Consider the following 21,130-nt stretch of genomic DNA (forward strand, 5'->3'; position numbering starts at 1 on the left):
AGGAGTCCTCAGCTTGCAGACCTCGCCCACCGTCCGCCTCGCCGCCGATATCGGCGGCACCTTCACCGATGTGGTCCTGGACGTCGGCGGCGCCCGCCGCACCCGCAAGGTGCTGACCACGCCCGCGGCGCCGGAGGATGGCGTGCTCGACGGCATCGGGCTGGTGCTGGGCGATGCCGGGCTGCAGTTTTCCGACATCGACGTCTTCGTGCACGGCACGACGCTGGCCACCAACGCCATCATCGAGCGCCGGGGCGCCCGCACGGCCTTGATCGCGACCGAGGGCTTCCGCGACGTCATCGAGATCGGCACCGAAAGCCGCTACGACCAGTACGATCTTTCCATCGAGAAACCGAAGCCGCTGGTGCCGCGCGCCCTGCGCTTCACGGTGCCCGAGCGGGTGGATGCCGATGGCGCCGTGCGGCTGCCGCTGGATGAGGCCGCCGTCGCCGCCCTGGCGCCACGGCTGGCGGAAGCGGGCGTGCAGTCCGTCGCCTTCGCTTTTCTGCACGCCTATGCCAATCCGGCCCACGAACAGCGCGCCGCGGCGGTGCTGCGGGGGTTGATGCCGGACCTCGCCATCACCCTGGCGCACGAGGTCTGCCCGGAGGTGCGGGAATACGAGCGCACCTCCACCGCCGTGGCCAACGCCTATGTGCAGCCGCTGATGGAAGGCTATCTCGGCCGCATGGCGGCGGCGCTGCAGGCCCGGCAATATCGGGGCGCGACCTACCTGGTCACCTCGGGCGGCGGGCTGACAGCGCTGGAAACGGCGCAGAAGTTCCCGGTGCGGCTGGTGGAATCCGGCCCGGCGGGCGGCGCCATCTTCGCCGCCCAGGTCGCCTTGCGGGCGGACGAGCAGCGCGTGCTGTCCTTCGACATGGGCGGCACCACCGCCAAGGTCTGCCTGATCGAGCAAGGGGAGCCCGCGACGGCGCGCTTCTTCGAGGTGGACCGTACCGCGCGCTTCATGAAAGGCTCCGGCCTGCCGCTGAAGATACCGGTGATCGAGATGGTGGAGATCGGCGCCGGCGGCGGCTCCATCGCGCAGGTGGATGCCATGCAGCGGGTGACGGTGGGGCCGGAAAGCGCCTCCTCCGTACCTGGCCCAGCCTGCTACGGGCGCGGCGGCACCCGCCCGGCGGTGACGGATGCCGACGTGGCGATGGGGCTGATCGAGCCGCAAGGCTTCGCCGGCGGCAGCATGACGCTGCGGGCCGACCTGTCGCTGGACGCGCTGGGGCGGGAGATTGGCGGCAAGCTGGGGCTTTCGCCCGAGATGTCGGCCTATGCGGTGTATGAGATGGTTTGCGAGAACATGGCCAGCGCCGCTCGCGTGCATGCGGCGGAGCGCGGCGCGGTGATCGCACAGCACACCATGATCGCCTTCGGTGGCGCGGCGCCGCTGCATGCGGCACGGGTGGCCGAGAAGGTCGGCGTTGCCCGCGTGCTGGTGCCGCCCAATGCCGGGGTCGGCTCGGCGGTGGGCTTTCTCGCCGCGCCGGTGGCCTATGAGATCGTGCGCTCCCGCCACGCGCGGATCGATGGAAGCTTCGACGGGGCAGGGGTCTCGGCATTGTTCGAGGAAATGGCCGCCAGCGCCCGCGCGCTGGTCGAGCCCGGCGCGCGCGGTGCCGCGCTGTTCGAGCGGCGGATGGGCTTCATGCGCTATGTCGGCCAGGGGCACGAGATCACCGTGCCGCTGCCGAACCGCGCGCTGACGGCGGACGACGTGCCGGAGCTGCGCCGCGTCTTCGAGGCGGAATACGCCGCGCAGTTCGCCCGCATCATCCCGGCGGCGGCGATCGAGGTACTGAACTGGTCGGTGCTGGTTTCGACCACCGTGGAAAAGCCCGCCATCGCCCCCGCCGTGCCGCCAGGCCCGGCACCGCAGGCCAGTGGGCGCCGCAGGGTGTTCGACGGGCGTAGCGAGACGCATCTGGACGTGCCGGTCTTTCAGCGCGCCGCCATGGCGCCCGGCGCCGTCATCCCCGGCCCGCTGGTGATCGCGGAGGACGAGACGACCACCTTCGTCTCCGCCACCTTCGATGCGCATATCGACGGCGCGGGCTGCATCGTCATGGAAAGGAAGGCGGCATGAGCGCGCAACCCGGCCTGATCGACCTGCAGATCATGTGGAACCGCCTGATCGCCGTGGTGGGCGAGCAGGCGCAGGTGCTGATCCGCACCGCCTTCAGCCCCATCGTGCGCGAATGCGGCGACATCTCCGCCGGCATCTTCGACCTCCAGGGGCGGATGCTGGCCCAGGCCGTCACCGGCACGCCCGGCCACGTCAACTCGATGGCCGAGGCGGTGAAGCACTTCATCCGCCACTTCCCGCTGGACACGATGCGGGAAGGCGACGCCTTCATCACCAACGACCCCTGGATGGGCACGGGGCATCTCAACGACTTCGTCATCACCACGCCCGCCTTTCACGACGGCAAGCTGGTGGGGCTGTTCTCCTGCACCAGCCACCTGATGGATATCGGCGGCCTGGGCAATGGCCCCGAGGCCAGCGACGTCTTCATGGAGGGGCTCTACATCCCCATGCTGAAGCTGATCGACCGGGGCACGGTGAACGAGACGCTGATGGCGATGATCCGCGCCAACACGCGCCTGCCCGTCGATACGGAGGGCGACACCTATTCGCTGGCTGCCTGCAATGACGTGGGGGTGCGCGCCCTGTCCGCCATGATGGCGGAATTCGGCATCACCAGCCTGGAACCCCTGGCCGACTACATCATCGAGCGTTCGCGCGAGGCCGTGCTGGCCGAGATCGCCAAGTTGCCAAAGGGCAGCTGGACGCACAGCATGACCATCGACGGCTACGACCACCCGCTGACGCTGCAGGCGACGCTGACCATCACGGACAGCAACATCCATGTGGACTACACGGGCACCTCCGCCGCCGTGGCGCGGGGCATCAACGTGCCGCTGGCCTATACCACCGCCTATACCTGCTTCGGCATCGGTTGCGTCGTGGCGGCGGAGATCCCGAACAATGCCGGCTCGCTGGCGCCGCTCACCGTCTCGGCGCCCGTCGGTGCCATCCTGAACGCCGAGAAGCCGGCGCCGGTCTCCGCGCGCCACATCATCGGGCAGATGCTGCCGGACATGGTGTTCGGCTGCCTGCGGCAGGCATTGCCCGACCGCGTGCCGGCGGAAGGGACCTCCTGCATCTGGAACATCGTGGTGCGCGGCGCGCGGCCGGCAGGCCATGGCCCCAACCACGGCTACGCCATGACCATCACCACCAACGGCGGCACCGGCGCGCGGCCGCGGCAGGACGGGCTATCGGCCACCGCCTATCCCTCGGGCGTCGCCGGCACGCCGGTCGAGATCGCGGAGATCCAGTCGCCGCTGATGTTCTGGCGCAAGGAGCTGCGGGCGGATTCTGGCGGCGCCGGGCGCACGCGCGGCGGCCTGGGCCAGGTCATGGAGATCGAGAACCGCGACAACGCGCCCTTTGAGCTGCTGGCGGCGTTCGACCGCATCCAGTTCCCGCCGCGCGGCCGGGATGGCGGCGGGGACGGCGCTGCGGGCTATGTCGGGCTTGGCTCCGGCGCGGCGTTGCGCGGCAAGGGGCTGCAGGTCATCCCGCCGGGGGAGCGGCTGGTGGTGCTGACGCCCGGCGGTGGCGGCCTCGGCGAGCCGGCGGCGCGGGACAGGGGCCGGGTTTCGGCGGACCTGCGGGACGGGCTGATTTCAGCCGAGACCGCCGCCCGCCATGGCAGTATCGCGGCGGAATAAAGGCGCGAAAGATAAAGTAAAAGTCACGTTCCGATGGCGTGGGTTCTGCGTGGCCTCAACGTAGAGCTTGGCTGGAAACAATAGATAACAACTCCATCCAAGACGCCACGTTATGGCGCTGGTACGGATCAGGCGACGCCGGCCCCATTTCCGGGAAGCCGGCGCAGCTGACCGCAAGGAGATGCCATGAGGAAGTTCGTGATGCTCGGCGCCGGCCTGATGCTGATGGGCGCCACCGGCGTGGCCCTGGCACAGACGGCCGCACCGCCGCCCCCCGCCCCCCAGGCGCAGGCCGACACCCCGCCGCCGCCGCCCCCCGGCGGCCCAGGCATGCGCGGCGCGGGTGGCCCCGGCATGCGCGGGCCGATGGGCGGTCCGGGCCCGTTCCACGGTGGCCCGCCGCCGTCGCGCGCCGCGTCCTTCCATATCGAGAAGGGTGACACGGAGCTGCATGTGCGCTGCGCCGAGAACGAGCCGATGCAGGCTTGCGTGAACGCGGCATCCGCATTGCTCGACAAGGTGAGCGCGAGCCAGCCGCGCTGAACGGCGGGGCCCGGGGCGCGGCCACGTGCCCCGGGAGTTACTCGGCGGGCAGGGCGCCCTTGGGCATCTCGTCCCGCCGGGCATAGCGCTGTGCCAGCGCGGCGCAGGCGAAGAGCTGGATCTGGTGGAACAGCATCAGCGGCAGCACCAGCAGCCCCACGGGGTGGCCGGGAAACAGGATGCTGGCCATCGGCACGCCGCTCGCCAGGCTTTTCTTGGACCCGCAGAAAACGATCACGATCTCGTCCGCCTTGCCGAAGCCAAGCCGTCTCGCGGCCAGCATGGTGACGCTCAGGACGATGCCCAGGATCGCCATATCCGCCAGGGCGACCACCAGCAGGCTGGCCGGGTCTACCTGGTGCCAGATGCCGGACACCACGCCCTCGCTGAAGGCCGCATACACCACCAGCAGGATGGAGCCGCGGTCCACCACCGAGGTCAGCAGCTTGTGCCGGCTGATGAAGCCGCCGATCAAGGGGCGTGCCGCCTGGCCGACCAGAAACGGCAGCAGCAGGTGCAGCCCGATGTCGCGCAGCGCATCCGTGCTGAAGCCGGCGCCCTTGGTTTGCAGCAGCAGCGCCACCAGAGCCGGTGTCAGCACCATGCCCAGGAGGTTGGACACCGACGCGCAGCACAGCGCCGCCGGCACATTGCCGCGCGCCACGGATGTGAAGGCGATCGAGGACTGCACCGTGGACGGCAGCACGCACAGGAACAGCAGGCCGAGCGACAGGCCCGGCCCGATCCAGCGCCCCAGAAGAGCGGTGGCCAGCAGGCCGAGCAAGGGAAACAGCACAAAGGTGCTGCCGAGCACCAGGGCCTGCAGGCGCCAATGCAACAGGCCCTCGACCACCGCCTTGGGCGCCAGCTTGGCGCCGTAGATGAAGAACAGCAGCGCCACGGCGACCGAGGCCAGTGCGCCCACTCCTTCCGCCGCCGTGCCGCGTGCCGGCAGCAACGCCGCCAGCGCCACGGTGGCGACGAGCATCAGCAGAAAACGGTCGATCGGTAGCCGGCGAAGCAGGCGCATGGTGCAGGAACCTTCGTGGTTGCCGCTTCCATACGCCCCACTGCTCTTATTCATGAAGCGTATGTTTCCGATATGAGTCATCGCGATCCATGATAACCATTCGTCATGGTGCACCCCGATCTGCTCCGATCGTTTCTGGCGGTGGCGGAAACGCGCAGCTTCACGGAAGCCGCGCGGCGGCTCGGGTTGCGGCAATCCACTGTCAGCCAGCATGTCCGCCGGCTGGAAGACCAGGTCCGCCGCAGCCTGTTTGCCCGCGACACCCATTCCGTGGCGCTGACGCCGGATGGCGATGCGCTGTGCGGCTTCGCGCGCCGCATCCTGGATGCGCAGGACCGCATGGAGCGGCACCTCGCTGGTTCCTCGCTGCGCGGGCGGATCCGGCTCGGGGCGTCGGAGGACTTCGCCTATTCCCGGCTGCCCGAGGTGCTCGCGGAATTCGGCCTGGCGCACGACGGCGTCGACCTCGAACTGACGGTGGGGCTGAGCGGGCTGCTGTACGAACGCTATGACGCGGGCGAGCTGGATGTGATCCTGGTGAAGCGGCGCGGCACCGACCCGCGCGGCGAAAGCGCCTGGCAGGAGCCGCTGGCCTGGATCGGCCGCCCCGGCCTCCGGCCCGACCCGGCGCTACCGCTGCCACTGGTGCTGTTTCCGCCGCCCAGCATCACCCGCGCCCATTGCCTGGATGCCCTGCAACGCGCCGGGCGCGCATGGCGGGTGGCCTGCACCAGCGGCAGCCTCAGCGGGTTGCGGGCGGCGGCGCTGGCCGGATTGGGGGTGACGGCCCATTCGGCGCGGCTGGTGCCGCCGGGGCTCGCGCCGCTGCCGCCATCCCGCCACCTGCCGGCGCTGGGCGAGATCGAGTTCGTCGTGATCGGTCCCGGACCGCAGCACCGCCCGGCCCGGGCCCTGATGGATGCCATCCTGGAGAATGCCGGGCGGCTGCGGGCCGAGGGCTAGCAGGGCAGGGGGTGGCACCCCATCTTGCCGCCCATGCCCACCGCGATCCGCGTGGCGCGCGCGCCGGACGGCGCGCTGCACTACGCCATTCCCTGCCGGCCCGAACAGTTGCCCGCCGTCGCGCCCCGCGACCTCAGCCTGGGCTGGGATGTCGCCCGTGCCGCCGCGAGCGCCGAACACTGGGGGCCGCACCGTACCCTGCGCTTTCTGGACGACGGCGCCCCTGGCCCGGTGCTGACCCTCGCCGATGCCGATGCCGCCTGCTGGGCCGAGGCGGTGGACCGGCTGGCCGACCTGCAAACGCTGCCCGGCCTGGCGCTCTGCCTTCGCCTGCTGGCGCTGATCGAGCTGCTGGGGCGGGCGCGCTGGATGACCGGGCTTTTCGCGATCGGCGCCGACGGGATCGAGTTGCACCCCGCTTTGCTGGCCGCCGCTGCCACGCAGGGGCTGGACGCGGCGGGGCGGTTCGACGAAACCGAGATGAAGCGGCTATTGTCGCGTCGTATCGCCGGGGTCGCGGCGGGCAGGGGGGTGGACGCGGGCTGATCCGTGCCACGGCCAGGCCCGTGGCGCGTTCCGGTCCCATCCGCCGGCCCCGGAGCGTGCCATGAAACCCCTCGCTTTCTCTATGCTGCTGCTACTGGGTGCCTGTGCTGGTGCCGGCGCCGGCCCCGCCGGTGCGCCCCGCTCCGGCGAGCAGCGCCAGCAGGACGCGACCAACGCCGCCTGCCGCCAGGATGCCGAGCGTGCCATGCGCTATCGCGACCGTGGCCAGCTGATGCGCACCGACGAGGCCGAGGCGCGAATCGGTGCGGGTGCCTTCACGGACACCGTGGCGGGCTCGATGAGCACCCAGCGCCTGTCGTCACGCTTCGAGCAAAGCCGGCTGGTCGAGGATTGCGTGCGCGGCGCCAATGCCGCCGCCGCGGCGCCGACGCCCGCCGCCGCCCCGGCGCCCGCGGTGGCCGATCCGGCGCCCGCGCCGGCACCCGCCCCGCCGGCAAGGCGCGCGCGGGTCCGCTGAGCTGCCATCCTTCGCGGCGTTCGGGGCGCTTGGCCGCGCCCTGGCGACGCGCAACGCCCGCATCTTTTTTGGCGGCAGCATGGTGGCCTGGACGGGGCTGTGGATGCACCGCATCGCCGTCGGCTGGCTGGCCTGGGAGCTGACCCACAGCGCCTTCTGGGTCGGCATCGTCGCCTTCAGCGACCTGGCGCCGGCGGCGCTGATCAGCCCGGTGGCGGGTGCCGTGGCGGACCGGCTGGACCGGGTGCGGCTTACCACGGTGGCGCAGGGCGTCATCGCCTGCGAGGCGGCGACGGTCGCCACCCTGGTGGCGACGGGGCAGATGCGTTTGGAATACCTGGTGGCGCTGGAGCTTGCCAGCGGCACGGCCGCCAGCTTCCTGCAGCCGGCACGGCAAACCCTGCTGTCCGGCATCGTGCCCAGGGCGGACCTGCCGGCGGCGGTGGCCTGCAATTCCCTGGTGTTCAACGTTGCCCGCTTTATCGGCCCCGCCTTGGCGGGGCTGGTGATCGCGGGCTTCGGCGTGGCGCCCGCCGTCGCCTGCAATGCGGCGGCCTATACGCTGGCCCTGATCAGCATGCACTTCATGCGGGTGGACCCGGCGCACCGGCGTGGCCACCCCTCGACCGGCAGCCTTTGGGGCGAGGTGCGGGAAGGCCTGGATTACGTCCGGCGCCACCCGGGCCTGGGGCCCTTGCTCGGCTATGCGGCGATGATCGGCGTGCTGCTGCGCTGCGTGCAGGAACTGTTGCCGCCCTTCGTGGAACGGAACTTCGCGCGCGAAGCGGAATCGCTCGCCTTGCTGACCGCCAGCTTCGGCGTCGGCGCGCTGGTGTCAGGCGTTTGGCTCACGGCGCGCGGGCGGCTGCAGGGCGCCACGCGGATCTCCATCATGTCGGGGCTGGCACAGGCCATCGCCATCGCCGGCTTCGCCGCCACGGGGTGGTTTCCGTTCGGCGTGCTGTGCGCCACCCTGATCGGCGCCAGCGCGTCCTTGCACGGCATCTCCACCCAGCAGCTGGCGCAAACGGCGGCACGGCCGGAGATGCGCGGCCGGGTGCTGTCGTTGTGGGGCATGATCACCCGCGCCTGCCCGGCGCTCGGCGCGCTGATCCTGGGTGCTGCGGGGGAGGCCTTCGGGCTGCGCCTTCCGGTAATGGTCATGGTCGCGCTGGCGCTTCTGGTGTTTGCCTGGGGGCTGTCGCGCATCAAGCATATCGAGGCGTCGCTGGAGGTACCGCCCGGCTGAAGCCGGTCGGCTTGCGGGTGGGTGCCCCGCAGCCTAGAAGCAGGCACCCACGTCACCACCCAGGGAGCGCAGTGCGCCATGAGCAAGATCACCCGCCACGAAAGCAACCCGGTCCTGTCCAACGCGGTGGAATACCACGGCTTCGTGTTTCTGGCCGGCGTCACGGCGCAGGACCTGTCCAAGGACGTCACGGACCAGACCAAGCAGGTGCTGGCGAAGATCGACGAGCTGCTGGAAAACCACGGCACCGACAAGACCCGCCTGCTGCAGGCCCAGGTCTGGCTCAAGGACATCCGCGACCGCGACGCGCTGAACGCGGTGTGGACCCAGTGGCTGCCGGAGGGCGGCGCCCCGGTGCGCGCCTGCGTGGAAGCCAACATGGCCGACCCGCGCCATCTGGTGGAGATCATGATCACCGCCTGCCGGTGATTGCCTGCTAGACTTTCAATTTTATGGTTCACGAAACGGTGTGGCTGGGGAACCTGGCCACGCCGTTTTTGTTTCTCGACGACGATTCCGGCCCTGTGGCAGATACATCGCAACACTGTTGCATTTCGTGCCGCAAGCCGATGTTATAGGATTAACATCACATTAATCACTGCCGTGTGATGCTGGAACTGCCGAATCACAGTGCATTTCCGGCTGAAACACGCATTCGCATTGTCGTCACCTGAAACCCTTTGCTACCGCCTTGTTCACCGAAGCCGGCAACGGCCCGGTGGGGGCTACTAGGCGCGAGGGGGTTTCATGCGGTTTTCGACCACGGCTCTGACTTTGGCTGTTCTTCTGGGTACCGCCGGTTTGGTGCCCCAGGTGGCGGATGCCGCCCCGACCAGCCGTGGTGGCCGTGAAACCGCGAAGCAGCAGCGTGCGATCCCGGTGGAGCAGAGCGCCGCCCTCAGCAGCAAGCCCACCACCGACAAGCCCGCGATGCGCATGTCTGCGGCGGCCGGCCTGGCGGCGCGCGCCGCCACCTATTCCGGTGGTCCGATCTCCTGCGTCCCTTATGTCCGCCAGGTGACCGGCATGGACATCATCGGCAACGCCCACACCTGGTGGGCCAGTGCCGCTGGCTCCTACGCCCGTGGCTCCCGTCCGGAGCGGGGCGCGGTGATGGCCTTCCGGTCCTCGGGCGGCATGCGCCTGGGCCATGTGGCGGTCGTGTCCCGCATCGTCAGCGCCCGCGAGGTCCTGATCGACCACGCCAACTGGGAAGGCCCCGGCATCCGCAAGGGCACCGTCATCCGGGGCGCTTCGGTGGTCGACGTCTCGGACCGCAACGACTGGAGCGCGGTGCGCGTGCAGGTGGGCCGCAGCGACGAGGCCTATGGCCGCGTGTACCCGACCTACGGCTTCATCTATAACCGCCCCGACAACGGCCAGCGCATGATGACCGCCAGCGCCGGCGGCTTCGAGGAGCTGGCCGAGGCGCCGGCCTCGCCGCACGCCGCCCATCTGGCCGAGGTGTCCGCCGACCTCGCGCTCGGCAGCGCCCGCCGCTAAGCGCGGACCAGCCCCCATCGTCCGCCGCGAAGGGCGGCCCAGGCATCGCCCGGGCCGCCCTTCGCGCATTCAGGCAGCGGCAATGGCCGCGTTCATCGCCCGCACGCCGGCGCCGGCGCCCTCGGGGTGGTTCCACACCGCGCTGACCACGGCCAGGAAGTCAGCGCCCGCGCGCACCAGCGGCCCGCAGTTTTCGGGATTGATGCCGCCGATCGCCACACAGGGGACCTCGAAGATCGAGGACCACCATTCCAGCACCTCCACATCCGCCAGCTCCGTCACCGCCTTGGTGCTGGTGGGAAAGAAGGCGCCGAAGGCCACGTAGTCGGCCCCCAGCTCGCCCGCGCGCATCGCCAGGTGGCGGCTGTTCTGGCAGCTGATGCCGAGCATGCCATTGCCCAGCAGCTTGCGCGCGGCCGCGTGGTCGCCATCCTCCTGGCCCAGATGGGCGCCGTCGCAGCCGGTTTGCGCCGCCAGCTCCGCCCGGTCGTTCAGAAGAAAGGCCACATCGCGCGATTGCGCGACCGGCCGCAGCACGTCGATCGCGCGCCTCACCGCGTCGTCGTCCACGTCCTTCAATCGCAGCTGCAGCGCCGCGACGTCGCCCGCATCCAGCGCGCGGGCAAGGGTGTCGGCGAAGGCGCGGGGCTCCAGCGCCGGCGGCGTGACCAGGTAAAGGCGGCAGCCTTCCTCACGGGCGGGCATGGCTCAGGCCCGGTCCGGGCGGCGGTTCGGCGTCATGCGGCAGGGCCCTTCTGGCTGCGGATTGCTGCGGCGGTCTAGCGGAGGGGTTTAACGGTGTCACCCGCCAGCCAAGCCCGGAGCCGGCCGGTGCCGAAGGCGCTGCTTGCCCGCCAGCCCCGCAGGTCCAGCGCCGGGGGCGGTGCGGGCATCAGCAGGGCCCGCAGTTCCGCCGCCACGCTGCGCACGCTGTTCCAGGCCGGGCATTGCGCGGACAGCACCACAACGGGGGCGCCGGCCCGCAGCGCTTCCAGCGCGTGGCCCGGGGCGGCGCCGCAATCGACCACGGGGATGCAATCCACCGGAATGCCGGTGCTGCCGGCCGCCAGCATGGCCAGCTGCAGGTCCGGCGCCAGAACGGCGGCGGCCTCCCGCGCCGTCACCAGCGGCAGCGGCCGGTCAGGCGCGAGCATCGGCGCCGCCACGACCAGGGCGGCGGCGAGCTGCGCGGCATCATGCACCAGCAGGGCCGGTGCCCAGGTCTGGAGGGCTGCGGCACTGGTCGCAGACGACGATTTCACGCATCATCCTTGTTCGGGCACCTGGCGGGGTGCCGGTGGCGTTGACCCTGGCCGTAGCGCGCGCGTAAAGCCTGGGGCAATGCAGGACATCGCGAGACCGCGCAGGGCCGGCTGGGCCGGCGCGGCAAACTTGGTTTCCACGGTCCCGCGCCGCAGCGCCGGGACCATGACGAGGACGGCGGCATGAGCGACGCGGTAAGCGAGGCTGCGGCACGGCTGGAACGCGCGGTCGGCCGCCTGGCCGAAGCGGCGGGCCGTCCACGCCCGGTGGAGGGCGTGCCCGCCGCGCGCGTGGCCGAACTGGCCGGGCGGCTGGACGGCACGGTGCTGCGCCTGCGCGCCGCGCTGGCCGAGCTGGACGACGCCGATGCCGACACCGATTCGGAAGATGGCCTGCCGCCGGGCCCCGGGGTGACGGAACCGGACGTGCCGCCTGAGCCGGCGGCACCGGTATCGCCGCCGGAGCCCCCTGCGGATGCGGTTGCGGACGAGGATGGCTTGCCCGCCACGCCGCAGCCCACCCCCCACACCGACCAGGAGCGCTGATTTTGGGTCAGGTCACGGTCCGCATCGGCGGCTACACGCATCCCGTTTCCTGCGAGGACGGCCAGGAAGGCCACCTGATCGCATTGGCGGCGGAGGTGGACCGCCGCGTCGGCTCGATCCGTGCCATGGGCGGGCAGTTCGGTGAAAGCCGGCTGTTGCTCTTGGCCTCCCTGCTGCTGGCGGATGAACTGCACGACCTGCGGGTGGAACTCTCCCACGCCCGCGCCGGCCAGCCGGGGGGCGCCGCCACCGATCCCAAGCTGGCCGAGCGGCTGGCACGCGTGGCCGAGAAGATCGAGGCCATTGCGGACGGGCTGGAGCGACCCTAATTACTGCTGCGGAGCTGCCCGGTTCGTCAGGCTTCATATCCCCGGGGCCAATAAGCACCCTCCGGGAGCTGGCTCTGGCCGGGCCTTGGTCCGGCTACCTGGCGCCCACCTGTTTAAGCAGGTCTCAGGAGGATAAACCCGCCAACGGCCAGGGTGGCTCCACCTCCTTTCATGAGTAATCCGGAAGACTTGGCGCGTGCCAAGGCGGCCCTGCGCCGCTCGGCAGCGGCAGCGCGCGGAGCACTCGTGCAGCCCGGTGCCGGCGCGGCGCTGGCGGCGGTGGTGCTCCGTCACTGCGCCCCACCGGCCGGGGCCGTTGTCGCCGGCTTCTGGCCTATAGGCGACGAGATCGACATCCGGCCCCTGATGCTGGCCTTGCAGGATGCCGGACACACCCTGGCCCTGCCGGTCACGCCACCGCGTGGCCAGCCACTCGTTTTCCGCCGCTGGCGGTTCGGTGCGCCGCTTGTCCCGGGCCGTTTCGGCACCTCCGTTCCGCCGGATGACGCGCCGGTCGTAGTCCCCGCCGCCCTGCTGGTGCCGTTGCTGGCGTTCGATGCGGCGGGCCGGCGGCTCGGCTATGGCGGCGGCTACTACGACCGCACGCTGGCGGGGCTGCCCGGCGCCTGGGCACTGGGCGTTGCCTTTGCCGGGCAGCAGGTGGCAAAGGTGCCTGCCGGCGCGCACGACGTGCCGCTGCACGGCATCGCCACCGAAGCCGGCTTCCTCCGCACCGAACCATAGGTCTCTGCCTCTTGCGCATTCTGTTTCTCGGCGATGTCGTGGGCCGTGCCGGCCGCGATGCGGTCACTGGCGAACTGCCCGCCTTGCGTGCGGCGTTGAAAGCTGACCTCGTGGTCGTGAACGTCGAGAATGCCAGCCATGGCTTCGGCGTCAGCCCCGACATGGTGCGCGCCTTTCTCGCGGCTGGCGCGGATGTGCTGACGCTCGGCAACCACAGCTGGGACCGCAAGGAGATCGTTGGGTTCATCGATGGCGAGCCGCGGCTGATCCGCCCGCTCAACTACCCGCCCGGCACGCCGGGGCGTGGCAGCACGGTGGTGGACGTGCCCGGTGGCCGCAAGGCGCTGGTGGTCAACGCCATGGGGCGGCTGTTCATGGAGCCCTTGGACGACCCGTTCCGCGCGGTGCAGGGTGCCCTGGCGGCGCACCGCCTTGGTGCCGGCGGCGGCGTGCAGGCCGTGCTGGTGGATATCCACGCCGAGGCGAGCAGCGAGAAGATGGCCATGGCGCACAGCTTTGACGGCCGCGCCAGCCTGGTGATCGGCACCCATACCCATGTGCCCAGCGGCGATTACCGCATTCTGGAAGGCGGCACGGCCTACATGACCGATGCCGGCATGTGCGGCGATTACGACAGCGTCATCGGCATGCAGAAGGGCCCGGCCTCGCTGCGCTTCTGGAAGAAGGTTCCGGGGGAAAAGCTGGCGCCCGCCGAGGGGCCCGCCAGCTTGTCCGGCCTGTTCGTCGAAACCGACGATGCCACGGGCCTGGCGTTGCGGCTGGCGCCGGTCCGGCTGGGCGGCAAGCTTTCGCAAGCCATGCCAGATTTCTGACCGGGCCACCGCTGTCACCGATTCGTCATCTGGACGTAAGATGACGGACACGTCATTCGGATAGCCGCTGCTCGTCGTCCTCAGGATCCAGAGCAGCATGTCCTTCAGCATTACCGGCACCACCTTGTACCGCACCAACACCGGCCTGACTGCCGCCGGCGGCGCCGAGGTCTCGGCTTATGATGCCACCCGCAAACTGGTGTTCATCCTGGGGCCGGATGGCGTGGATGCTCTGGACGCCGCTTCCGGCGCGTTGCGCTTCAGCCTGCCTGGCACCGCCGCCGGCATCACCAGCAGCATCGGTGGCACCAGCGTCGCCGTGAAGGGTGACCAGCTCGCGGTGGCCTACGAGGGCGCCACCAATGGCCTTCCGGGCCAGGTGGCGCTGTACAAGCTCGACGCCGCCGGAACCGGCGCCACGCTGGCGCAGACCATCCAGGTGGGCGCCACGCCGGATCAGATCGTCTTCACCCCCGATGGCGGCAAGCTGCTGGTGACGATCGAGGGCCAGCCCTCCGATTACGACACCGCCCAGGTGCCGGCCGGCACGCTGCGCGACGCGCCCGGCGGTCTTGCCATCGTCGATACCGCCACCTTCGCCACCACCTTCGCCGGCTTCGATACCTTCGACGCGGCGGCGCTGCGCGACGCCGGCGTCCGCATCAAGGCCGGCGCCACGGCGGCCGAGGATCTGGAGCCGGAATACACCACCATCTCCGCGGACGGCACCAAGGCCTATGTGACGCTGCAGGAAAACAACGCCATTGCCGTGCTGAATATCGCGACCGGCACCTTCACCGATGTCTTCGCGCTGGGCGCCAAGGACCACTCGATCGCGGGCTACGGCATGGACCCGTCGGACCGCGACGGCGGCGTGAACATCCGCCAAGTGCCGGTCAAGGGCCTCTACATGCCGGACGGCATCGCCAACTTCGAGGTCAACGGCAAGACCTACCTGGTCACCGCCAATGAAGGCGACGCGCGTGAATACGGCGCCTATAGCGATACGGCCCGGATCGGCAGCCTGACGCTGGACGAGGCGAGCTTCGGCGGTGCCGCCGCCGTGGCCGCGCTGAAGGCCAACACGGCGCTCGGCCGGCTGACGGTGTCCAAGGTGGATGGCGACGTCGATGGCGATGGCGACATCGATGTCCTTTACGCCCTTGGCGGCCGCAGCATGTCCATCTGGGAAGTGGGCGAGGATGGCCTGAAGCAGGTCTATGACTCCGGCGACCTGATGGAGCGCATCCTGGCGCGCGACTTCCCCGCGCTGCTGGATGACGGCCGCTCGGACGACAAGGGGCCGGAGCCGGAAAGCGTCACCCTCGGTCGGGTGGACGGCAAGCTCTATGCCTTCGTGGCGCTGGAGCGTTCGGACTCCGTAATGGCCTTCCGCATCGACGCGCCGGATGCCGTGTCCTATGCCGGGCTGGTGCAAACCGGCGACGCCCCGGAGGTTGTGACCTTCGTGCCGGCAGCGGATGCGCCCGCCGGCATCGGCGGCCCCATGCTGATCGCACCCAGCGAGGGCGACGGCATCACCACCGGCATTCGCCTGAACTTCCCCATCCTGGGGTCCGAGGCCGCGGAGGTGCTGCGCGGCACCGCGGGCAATGACGCCATCGCGGCGGGCGGCGGCGATGATCTGATCTTCGGCTCGCGCGGGCAGGACATCGTGCAGGGTGGCGAGGGGCGCGACACGCTGCGCTTCGATGACCTGTCGCTGGGCAATGCCACCCTTGGGCGCGATGCGGGCGGCGCTGCCGTCAGCCTGTCCTGGGCCGACGCCGCCAGCACCACGACCTTCGCCGGCATCGAGGCGGTGAAGCTGGTGGACAGCACCATCGCCTTCACGGGCGACAGCGCCGGCGCACAGGTGGCCGGCCTGTACCGCGCCCTGCTGGGGCGTGAGGCGGATGCCGCCGGGTTGTCATTCTGGGCTGACCGGCTGGAGGAAGGCGGGCTGGCCGACGTCGCTGGCGGGATGCTGGCGTCCGGCGAAAGCAAGGCGGCGCTGGCCGGCCTGGACACCGGCGCGGTGGTCGGGCGGTTGTACGAGACCGTGCTCGGCCGCGTCGCTTCCGATGCCGAGCTGGGCTTCTGGCGCGCCCCGGCACAGGCGGACCTCGCGGGCGTTGCCGCCGCGATCGCCGGCTCGGCCGAGGCGAAGACGGACCCGACCGGCGCGGCGGCGGCCGGCATTGCCACGGTGGATGCCGAGATGGCCTGGATCGCCCACAGCTTCCAGGGCCTGCTGGGCCGTGCGCCGGAGCTGGCCGGTCTGGCTTCTTTCGATGGCCGGATGGATGCGGGCCTCAGCGAAGCCGGGCTGGTGAGCGCGATCGCGGCCTCGCAGGAATTCGGCATCCGCACCGCCGGGCTGTCGGACGCCGGCTACGTCGCCTGGCTGTACGAGGGCGTGCTGGGCCGGACGGGCGATGCCGAGGGGGCGGCCTTGCATGCCGCCAACCTGCAGGGCGGCATGACGCGCGACGCGCTGGCCTACGACTTCCTGGCCTCGGCGGAAGCGGCGGGCCACCTGAACGGCATCCTGTCGGACGGCGTTTCCATCCTGTGACGCTCCGGGCGCGGCGGGGAACGGCCCCGCCGCGCCGGGTTCAATACAGCACCCGGCCGATCTCGGGCGCGCGTTCCTTGTCGTAGTAATCGGCGGCGATCAGCCCCTTGGTGTGCACTTCCAGCAGTTCCCCGCCGGTCGGCACCGCGGTGGCGCGGCTGTCCTGCTTCCAGATGCGCGAGCGCAGGATGGCCCGTGCGCATTGCATGTAGACCTCCCGCACCTCCACCAGCATCACCGTGGCGGGTGCCTGGTCCTGCACGGTGTAGCGCTCCCGCAGCCCCGGGTCGGTGGTCAGGCGGGCCTGGCCGCCGATGCGCAGCGTTTCTCCCACGCCGGGGACCAGGAACAACAGGGCCACGGCCGGGTTGTCCAGCACGTCGCGCAGCGCGTCCAACCGGTTGTTGCCGCGGCGGTCGGGGAGGGCGAGCGTCCGCTCGTCCAGCACGTCGATGAAGCCGGGCGCATCGCCGCGCGGCGTGCAATGCGGGCCGCGCGCGCCGAAGGTCGCCAGCACGCAGAACGGGCTGCCGGCGATAAAGGCCGCGGTGCGCGGGTCGATCCGGTCGGCGACCTTGTTGAGCACCAGTTCGCTGGGCGCCTTGTAGGCGGCGGCGAGCTGCTCCGGCGTGGTCACGGCATGCGGGTCTGTCATGGGCGGGCGTCCCCCGGGGTTGCGGCCAGCGGCCCGGCCATGCGGGCCAGCACATCGTCGCGCCACAACCGGCGATGGACAACCACCATCGCCACGTGGCCCGCCACCAGCGCCAGCAGCGTCCAGGCAAGAACCCCGTGCGCGGCATTGGCGGGCGCCACCATCCAGCCGACCGGCCCGCCGGAGAAGGGCGCGAACAGCGGGATGCCGAAGGGCGAGAAGCCCCGCCCCGATCCGGCGGCCCGGAGCAGGGCCAGGCACGGCACCACCAGCATCAACCCATACAGCGCGGCATGGCCGAGCATCGCGAGGCGCCCCACCGTGCTGCCGCCATGCGGTGGCCGGCGGCCGGCATTGGCCAGCCCCCAGGCGCCGCGCAGCAGGACCAGCAGCAGCAGCAGCGTGCCCATCGGCGCGTGGCTGCCGACCATGAAGGCGGTGACCGGCGAGCGGCCGACCAGAAGGCGCACCCCCATGCCGGCGAACTGCCAGGCGAACAGCCCCGCCATGCCCCAGTGCAGCAGGCGGCTGATCAGGCCAAACCGGGCAGGGGTGTCGAGCCAGTACGAGTGCGCCACGCGGTCCTCCCGACGGTTACCGTGCTGTCATGTGCGAAGCGGCGGCGGAAGCCAAGCGCGAAAGCCTCGCAATCGCAAAATGGACGGCTGCGCCCGCTTGCGGGCGCGCCGGGGATGGCCGCCTCTCGCATCGGCGGGCGGGCGGCGGTATAGGACCGGCACCGCCCGGAACAACACGAGAATACCCGGAGAATCAGCGCGTGGCCGGCCATAGCCAGTTCAAGAACATCATGCACCGCAAGGGCGCGCAGGACGCCAAGCGCGCCCGCGCCTTTGCCAAGCTGATCCGCGAGATCACCGTCAGCGCCCGCCAGGGCCTGCCGGACCCCGCCTTCAACCCGCGCCTGCGCTCGGCCGTGCAGGCCGCGCGGGTGGCGAACATGACCAAGGACACCATCGACCGCGCCATCAAGAAGGCGTCCGGCGCCGGCGGCGGCGAGGACTACGTGGAAGTGCGCTACGAGGGCTACGGCCCTGCAGGCGTCGCCATCATCGTGGAAGCGCTGACCGACAACCGCAACCGTACCGCCTCCGACATCCGCTCCGCCTTTTCCAAGTTCGGCGGCGCGATGGGCGAAAGCAATTCGGTGGCGTTTCAGTTCGAGCGCAACGGCGTCGTGCGCTACCCCGCCGGGGTAGCGGACGCCGACGCCATGCTGGAAGCCGCCATCGAGGCGGGTGCCGAGGATGTGGCGAGCGGCGAGGACGGCCACGAGGTCCGCACCGGGATCGAGGACCTGTTTTCCGTGCGCGACGCGCTGGAAGAGAAGTTCGGCCCGGCCGAAAGCGCCAAGCTGGAATGGCGGCCCAACGTCACCGTGGACCTGGACGAGGAAAAGGCGCGCAGCGTGTTGAAGCTGATCGACGTGCTGGACGAGCATGACGACGTGCAGGCCGTGACCGCCAATTTCGAGGTCTCGGACGCCGTGGCCGAAGCCCTGGCGGACTGACGGGGGCCGATTGATGAAGTCTGTCCGGTTGCTCGGACTCGATCCCGGCCTCCAGCATACCGGATGGGGGATGGTGGAAAGCACGGGCAACCGGCTGCGCCACATCGCGGACGGCGTCGTTTCCACCGACGCCGACCTGCCGCTGGCCGAGCGGCTTTGCCAGATCCACCGGGCGCTGAACACGCTCATGGACCTTTGGAAGCCGGACGAGGCGGCGGTGGAACATACCTACGTCAACAAGAACCCGGCCTCGGCGCTGAAGCTGGGGCAGGCGCGGGGCGTGGTGCTGCTGGCCCCCGCCCTGGCTGGGCTGCCCGTCTCGGAATACCAGGCGATGGAAGTGAAGCGCGCCGTGGTCGGCACCGGCCATGCCGACAAGACCCAGGTCGCCGACATGGTGCGGCGCCTGCTGCCCGGCGCCACACTGCGCCGCGCCGATGCCTCGGATGCACTGGCCGTCGCCATCTGCCACGCCCACCACCGCTCCAGCCGCATCGCGCTGGCGCGCGGATACGCGCCGGCATGATCGGCAAGCTGACTGGCAAGCTCGATTCCTCCTTCGAGGGCGGCTGCATCTTCGACGTCAACGGCGTGGGCTACTTGGTCGCCTGCTCGTCGCGCGCGTTGCAGGCCCTCCCGGCACCGCCCGCCATCGCATCGCTGCTGATCGAGACCTCGGTGCGGGAAGATGCCATCACCCTTTACGGCTTCGCCGACGCCGCCGAGCGGGACTGGTTCCGCCTGCTCACCGGCATCCAGAGCGTCGGGCCCAAGGTGGCGCTGAACCTGCTGTCCGCGCTGTCCCCGGCCGACATGGCGCGTGCCATCCTGGCGGGCGACAAGGGCTCGCTCACCCGCGCCGCCGGGGTCGGGCCGAAGCTGGCGATCCGCCTGATCTCGGAACTGCAGGCCAAGGTCGGCGCCATGCCGATCGGCCCGGCCTTCGCGCCCACGGCCGGCGCCCTGCCGCTGCCGGCCAATTCCGTGGTGGCCGAGACGGTGTCCGTGCTGCTGAACCTGGGCTGGCGGCGGCCGGAGGCGCAGGCCGTGGTCGCGCGCGTGGCGGACCGGCTGGGCGAGGGGGTGGCGCTGGAGCAACTGATCCGTGAAAGCCTGAAGGAACTGGCGCCCCGATGAGCGAGCGCATCTCCGACCCGCACCGCACGGACGAGGACGCCGCCGAGGCGACGCTGCGCCCGCAGACGCTGGACGACTTCACCGGCCAGAAGGCGCTGCGGGAAAACCTGTCCGTCTTCATCCAGGCCGCCCGCACGCGGGCCGAGGCGCTGGACCATGTGCTGCTGCATGGCCCGCCGGGCCTGGGCAAGACCACGCTGGCGCAGATCGTGGCGCGCGAGCTGGGCGTCGGCTTTCGCGCCACCTCCGGCCCGGTGCTGCAGCGGGCCGGGGATCTGGCCGCCATCCTGACCAACCTGCAGCCGCGCGACGTGCTGTTCGTGGACGAGATCCACCGCCTGCAGCCGGCGATCGAAGAAACCCTCTACCCGGCGATGGAGGATTTCCAGCTCGACCTCATCATCGGCGAGGGGCCGGCGGCGCGGACCGTGCGCATCGACCTGCCGCCCTTCACGCTGGTCGGCGCCACCACCCGGGCCGGTTTGCTGGCCACGCCGCTGCGTGATCGCTTCGGAATTCCCCTCCGCCTACAATTTTATACACCCGAGGAATTGCTGCTGATCGTGCGCCGTGGCGCACAGAAGCTGAACTTCGCGCTCAGCGATGCCGGGGCGGAGGAGATCGCCAACCGCTCGCGCGGCACGCCGCGCATCGCCGGCCGGCTCTTGCGCCGGGTGCGGGACTTCGCGCTGGTGGCGGGCACCGAGGCGTCCCGCGCCTTCGCCGACGACAGCCTGCGCAAGCTGGAAGTGGATGCCCGCGGCCTGGATTCGCAGGACCGCCGGTACCTGCGCCGCATCGCGGAGTTCCATGGCGGCGGCCCGGTGGGCGTGGAAACCCTGGCTGCCGCGCTGTCCGAAGGCCGGGACACGCTGGAGGAGGTGGTGGAGCCCTACCTGATCCAGGAAGGCTTCGTGATGCGCACGCCGCGCGGCCGCGTGCTGGGCGAGCCGGGGTGGCGCCACCTGGGAATGACCCCGCCGCAGGGCAGCCAGGCCGACCTGCTGGGCGGCTTCTGATGCCCGCCCATACCTGGCCCATCCGGGTGTATTTCGAGGATACGGATGCGGGCGGCATCGTGTACCACGCCAATTACCTGCGCTGGGCGGAACGGGCCCGGACGGAATCGTTGCGTGCCATAGGTTTGCCGCATCAGCTTATGATAGAACGTCACGCTTCGTTGCTGGTGGTGCGCCGCATCGAAGTGGAGTATGCGGCCCCCGCGCGCCTCGACGACTCCCTGGTCGTGGAGACGCGGGTGCTGGCGGTGCGCGGCGCCTCGCTCGACCTCGACCAGCAGGTGCTGGACGCGGACAGCAAGGCGGTCCGGGCGGTGCTGAAGGTCGGGCTGGTGTGCGTGCGTGCCGAGGGCCTGCGTCCGGCGCCGTTGCCGGAGCCCTGGCGGAGCCGCCTGCGTGACGCGTTGAACTGAAAAGGGTGCCCGGGGGGGCGC

24 protein-coding genes and 1 other RNA gene are annotated in these 21,130 nt (G+C 70.7%); 20 read left to right on the top strand and 5 right to left on the bottom strand.

Translation table 11 applies throughout. The annotated features are described in order from the left end of the window. The first annotated feature begins 13 nt into the window (after positions 1-13). The 3 genes from IAI59_RS11045 to IAI59_RS11055 all read left to right on the top strand — a co-directional run bounded on the left by IAI59_RS11045 (position 14) and on the right by IAI59_RS11055 (position 4,296). Positions 14-2,101: a hydantoinase/oxoprolinase family protein gene (locus tag IAI59_RS11045; protein ID WP_207417353.1), complete on the top strand. Its 2,088-nt coding sequence runs from the start codon at positions 14-16 to the stop codon at positions 2,099-2,101. Then, positions 2,098-3,753, top strand: a complete 1,656-nt coding sequence (locus IAI59_RS11050) for a hydantoinase B/oxoprolinase family protein (RefSeq protein WP_207417352.1) — start codon at positions 2,098-2,100, stop codon at positions 3,751-3,753. Before IAI59_RS11045 ends, IAI59_RS11050 begins: the two co-directional genes overlap by 4 nt. Positions 3,754-3,939: 186 nt before the next feature. Next, the gene (locus tag IAI59_RS11055) at positions 3,940-4,296 is read left to right on the top strand and encodes a hypothetical protein (protein ID WP_207417351.1); all 357 of its coding nucleotides are present in this window, start codon (positions 3,940-3,942) and stop codon (positions 4,294-4,296) included. 37 nt (positions 4,297-4,333) lie between these two features. Here the strand turns inward: IAI59_RS11055 and IAI59_RS11060 are convergent, their stop codons facing one another. Next, entirely contained in the window at positions 4,334-5,326 is a 993-nt protein-coding gene (locus IAI59_RS11060) for a bile acid:sodium symporter family protein (RefSeq protein WP_207417350.1), read from the bottom strand. A gap of 105 nt (positions 5,327-5,431) precedes the next feature. Here IAI59_RS11060 and IAI59_RS11065 point away from each other — a divergent pair, with 105 nt between their 5' ends. From IAI59_RS11065 to IAI59_RS11090, 6 genes are all read left to right on the top strand, one after another. Continuing rightward, the gene (locus IAI59_RS11065; protein WP_207417349.1) at positions 5,432-6,289 is read left to right on the top strand and encodes a LysR family transcriptional regulator; all 858 of its coding nucleotides are present in this window, start codon (positions 5,432-5,434) and stop codon (positions 6,287-6,289) included. 33 nt (positions 6,290-6,322) lie between these two features. After that, on the top strand, positions 6,323-6,835 hold the full coding sequence (locus IAI59_RS11070) for a hypothetical protein (protein ID WP_207417347.1): 513 nt from the start codon (positions 6,323-6,325) through the stop codon (positions 6,833-6,835). A gap of 61 nt (positions 6,836-6,896) precedes the next feature. Next, positions 6,897-7,313, top strand: coding sequence for a hypothetical protein (locus IAI59_RS11075; RefSeq protein WP_207417346.1), 417 nt, complete (start codon positions 6,897-6,899; stop codon positions 7,311-7,313). 1 nt (position 7,314) lies between these two features. Continuing rightward, on the top strand, positions 7,315-8,562 hold the full coding sequence (locus IAI59_RS11080) for an MFS transporter (RefSeq protein ID WP_272874646.1): 1,248 nt from the start codon (positions 7,315-7,317) through the stop codon (positions 8,560-8,562). 78 nt (positions 8,563-8,640) lie between these two features. Beyond that, on the top strand, positions 8,641-8,991 hold the full coding sequence (locus IAI59_RS11085) for a RidA family protein (protein WP_207417344.1): 351 nt from the start codon (positions 8,641-8,643) through the stop codon (positions 8,989-8,991). 384 nt (positions 8,992-9,375) lie between these two features. Further along, the gene (locus tag IAI59_RS11090; protein WP_237181112.1) at positions 9,376-10,065 is read left to right on the top strand and encodes a CHAP domain-containing protein; all 690 of its coding nucleotides are present in this window, start codon (positions 9,376-9,378) and stop codon (positions 10,063-10,065) included. 69 nt (positions 10,066-10,134) lie between these two features. On the opposite strand, the gene thiE is transcribed toward IAI59_RS11090, so the two are convergent. Together thiE and IAI59_RS11100 are read right to left on the bottom strand one after the other, a co-directional pair. Further along, on the bottom strand, positions 10,135-10,770 hold the full coding sequence (gene thiE, locus IAI59_RS11095) for a thiamine phosphate synthase (RefSeq protein ID WP_207417342.1): 636 nt from the start codon (positions 10,768-10,770) through the stop codon (positions 10,135-10,137). A 74-nt stretch (positions 10,771-10,844) separates the two neighbouring features. Next, positions 10,845-11,327, bottom strand: a complete 483-nt coding sequence (locus IAI59_RS11100; RefSeq protein WP_207417341.1) for a hypothetical protein — start codon at positions 11,325-11,327, stop codon at positions 10,845-10,847. A 183-nt stretch (positions 11,328-11,510) separates the two neighbouring features. On the opposite strand from IAI59_RS11100, the gene IAI59_RS11105 reads away from it, so the two are divergent. The 6 genes from IAI59_RS11105 to IAI59_RS11130 all read left to right on the top strand — a co-directional run bounded on the left by IAI59_RS11105 (position 11,511) and on the right by IAI59_RS11130 (position 16,357). After that, on the top strand, positions 11,511-11,873 hold the full coding sequence (locus IAI59_RS11105) for a hypothetical protein (RefSeq protein ID WP_207417339.1): 363 nt from the start codon (positions 11,511-11,513) through the stop codon (positions 11,871-11,873). Positions 11,874-11,875: 2 nt separating this feature from the next. After that, positions 11,876-12,202: a cell division protein ZapA gene (gene zapA / locus IAI59_RS11110; protein WP_207417337.1), complete on the top strand. Its 327-nt coding sequence runs from the start codon at positions 11,876-11,878 to the stop codon at positions 12,200-12,202. Between the two features lie 8 nt (positions 12,203-12,210). Next, a non-coding RNA gene (gene ssrS, locus IAI59_RS11115) (6S RNA) lies at positions 12,211-12,366 on the top strand. A gap of 7 nt (positions 12,367-12,373) precedes the next feature. Further along, on the top strand, positions 12,374-12,946 hold the full coding sequence (locus tag IAI59_RS11120) for a 5-formyltetrahydrofolate cyclo-ligase (protein ID WP_207417336.1): 573 nt from the start codon (positions 12,374-12,376) through the stop codon (positions 12,944-12,946). 11 nt (positions 12,947-12,957) lie between these two features. Then, positions 12,958-13,779: a TIGR00282 family metallophosphoesterase gene (locus IAI59_RS11125; protein ID WP_207417335.1), complete on the top strand. Its 822-nt coding sequence runs from the start codon at positions 12,958-12,960 to the stop codon at positions 13,777-13,779. A 97-nt stretch (positions 13,780-13,876) separates the two neighbouring features. Beyond that, a complete protein-coding gene (locus tag IAI59_RS11130) occupies positions 13,877-16,357 on the top strand; it encodes a choice-of-anchor I family protein (protein ID WP_207417334.1) in 2,481 nt (826 codons plus the stop codon). Positions 16,358-16,397: 40 nt separating this feature from the next. Here IAI59_RS11130 and IAI59_RS11135 read toward each other — a convergent pair whose 3' ends face one another. Together IAI59_RS11135 and IAI59_RS11140 are read right to left on the bottom strand one after the other, a co-directional pair. Next, on the bottom strand, positions 16,398-17,012 hold the full coding sequence (locus tag IAI59_RS11135; protein WP_207417333.1) for an MSMEG_1061 family FMN-dependent PPOX-type flavoprotein: 615 nt from the start codon (positions 17,010-17,012) through the stop codon (positions 16,398-16,400). Next, the gene (locus tag IAI59_RS11140) at positions 17,009-17,590 is read right to left on the bottom strand and encodes a cytochrome b (RefSeq protein ID WP_237181113.1); all 582 of its coding nucleotides are present in this window, start codon (positions 17,588-17,590) and stop codon (positions 17,009-17,011) included. The genes IAI59_RS11135 and IAI59_RS11140 overlap by 4 nt, the downstream gene beginning before the upstream one ends. A 200-nt stretch (positions 17,591-17,790) precedes the next feature. Between IAI59_RS11140 and IAI59_RS11145 the strand changes: the two genes are divergently transcribed. The 5 genes from IAI59_RS11145 to ybgC are packed head-to-tail and all read left to right on the top strand — an operon-like array spanning position 17,791 to position 21,109. Then, a complete protein-coding gene (locus tag IAI59_RS11145) occupies positions 17,791-18,540 on the top strand; it encodes a YebC/PmpR family DNA-binding transcriptional regulator (RefSeq protein WP_207417332.1) in 750 nt (249 codons plus the stop codon). 13 nt (positions 18,541-18,553) lie between these two features. Next, the gene (gene ruvC, locus IAI59_RS11150) at positions 18,554-19,066 is read left to right on the top strand and encodes a crossover junction endodeoxyribonuclease RuvC (protein WP_207417331.1); all 513 of its coding nucleotides are present in this window, start codon (positions 18,554-18,556) and stop codon (positions 19,064-19,066) included. Next, on the top strand, positions 19,063-19,677 hold the full coding sequence (gene ruvA, locus IAI59_RS11155) for a Holliday junction branch migration protein RuvA (RefSeq protein WP_207417329.1): 615 nt from the start codon (positions 19,063-19,065) through the stop codon (positions 19,675-19,677). The genes ruvC and ruvA overlap by 4 nt, the downstream gene beginning before the upstream one ends. Beyond that, the gene (ruvB, locus tag IAI59_RS11160) at positions 19,674-20,696 is read left to right on the top strand and encodes a Holliday junction branch migration DNA helicase RuvB (protein ID WP_207417327.1); all 1,023 of its coding nucleotides are present in this window, start codon (positions 19,674-19,676) and stop codon (positions 20,694-20,696) included. Before ruvA ends, ruvB begins: the two co-directional genes overlap by 4 nt. Further along, on the top strand, positions 20,696-21,109 hold the full coding sequence (gene ybgC / locus IAI59_RS11165; protein ID WP_207417324.1) for a tol-pal system-associated acyl-CoA thioesterase: 414 nt from the start codon (positions 20,696-20,698) through the stop codon (positions 21,107-21,109). Before ruvB ends, ybgC begins: the two co-directional genes overlap by 1 nt. Positions 21,110-21,130 lie beyond the last annotated feature (21 nt).

Source organism: Roseomonas haemaphysalidis (genome assembly GCF_017355405.1).
GTDB lineage: Bacteria > Pseudomonadota > Alphaproteobacteria > Acetobacterales > Acetobacteraceae > Pseudoroseomonas > Pseudoroseomonas haemaphysalidis.

Coding starts and splice junctions, on each gene's coding strand:
- IAI59_RS11050 (WP_207417352.1), top strand. CDS start 2,098: ATGAGCGCGCAACCCGGCCTGATCGACCTGCAGATCATGTGGAACCGC.
- IAI59_RS11055 (WP_207417351.1), top strand. CDS start 3,940: ATGAGGAAGTTCGTGATGCTCGGCGCCGGCCTGATGCTGATGGGCGCC.
- IAI59_RS11060 (WP_207417350.1), bottom strand. CDS start 5,326: ATGCGCCTGCTTCGCCGGCTACCGATCGACCGTTTTCTGCTGATGCTC.
- IAI59_RS11065 (WP_207417349.1), top strand. CDS start 5,432: ATGGTGCACCCCGATCTGCTCCGATCGTTTCTGGCGGTGGCGGAAACG.
- IAI59_RS11070 (WP_207417347.1), top strand. CDS start 6,323: ATGCCCACCGCGATCCGCGTGGCGCGCGCGCCGGACGGCGCGCTGCAC.
- IAI59_RS11075 (WP_207417346.1), top strand. CDS start 6,897: ATGAAACCCCTCGCTTTCTCTATGCTGCTGCTACTGGGTGCCTGTGCT.
- IAI59_RS11085 (WP_207417344.1), top strand. CDS start 8,641: ATGAGCAAGATCACCCGCCACGAAAGCAACCCGGTCCTGTCCAACGCG.
- thiE (WP_207417342.1), bottom strand. CDS start 10,770: ATGCCCGCCCGTGAGGAAGGCTGCCGCCTTTACCTGGTCACGCCGCCG.
- IAI59_RS11105 (WP_207417339.1), top strand. CDS start 11,511: ATGAGCGACGCGGTAAGCGAGGCTGCGGCACGGCTGGAACGCGCGGTC.
- IAI59_RS11120 (WP_207417336.1), top strand. CDS start 12,374: ATGAGTAATCCGGAAGACTTGGCGCGTGCCAAGGCGGCCCTGCGCCGC.
- IAI59_RS11130 (WP_207417334.1), top strand. CDS start 13,877: ATGTCCTTCAGCATTACCGGCACCACCTTGTACCGCACCAACACCGGC.
- IAI59_RS11135 (WP_207417333.1), bottom strand. CDS start 17,012: ATGACAGACCCGCATGCCGTGACCACGCCGGAGCAGCTCGCCGCCGCC.
- ruvC (WP_207417331.1), top strand. CDS start 18,554: ATGAAGTCTGTCCGGTTGCTCGGACTCGATCCCGGCCTCCAGCATACC.
- ruvA (WP_207417329.1), top strand. CDS start 19,063: ATGATCGGCAAGCTGACTGGCAAGCTCGATTCCTCCTTCGAGGGCGGC.
- ruvB (WP_207417327.1), top strand. CDS start 19,674: ATGAGCGAGCGCATCTCCGACCCGCACCGCACGGACGAGGACGCCGCC.
- ybgC (WP_207417324.1), top strand. CDS start 20,696: ATGCCCGCCCATACCTGGCCCATCCGGGTGTATTTCGAGGATACGGAT.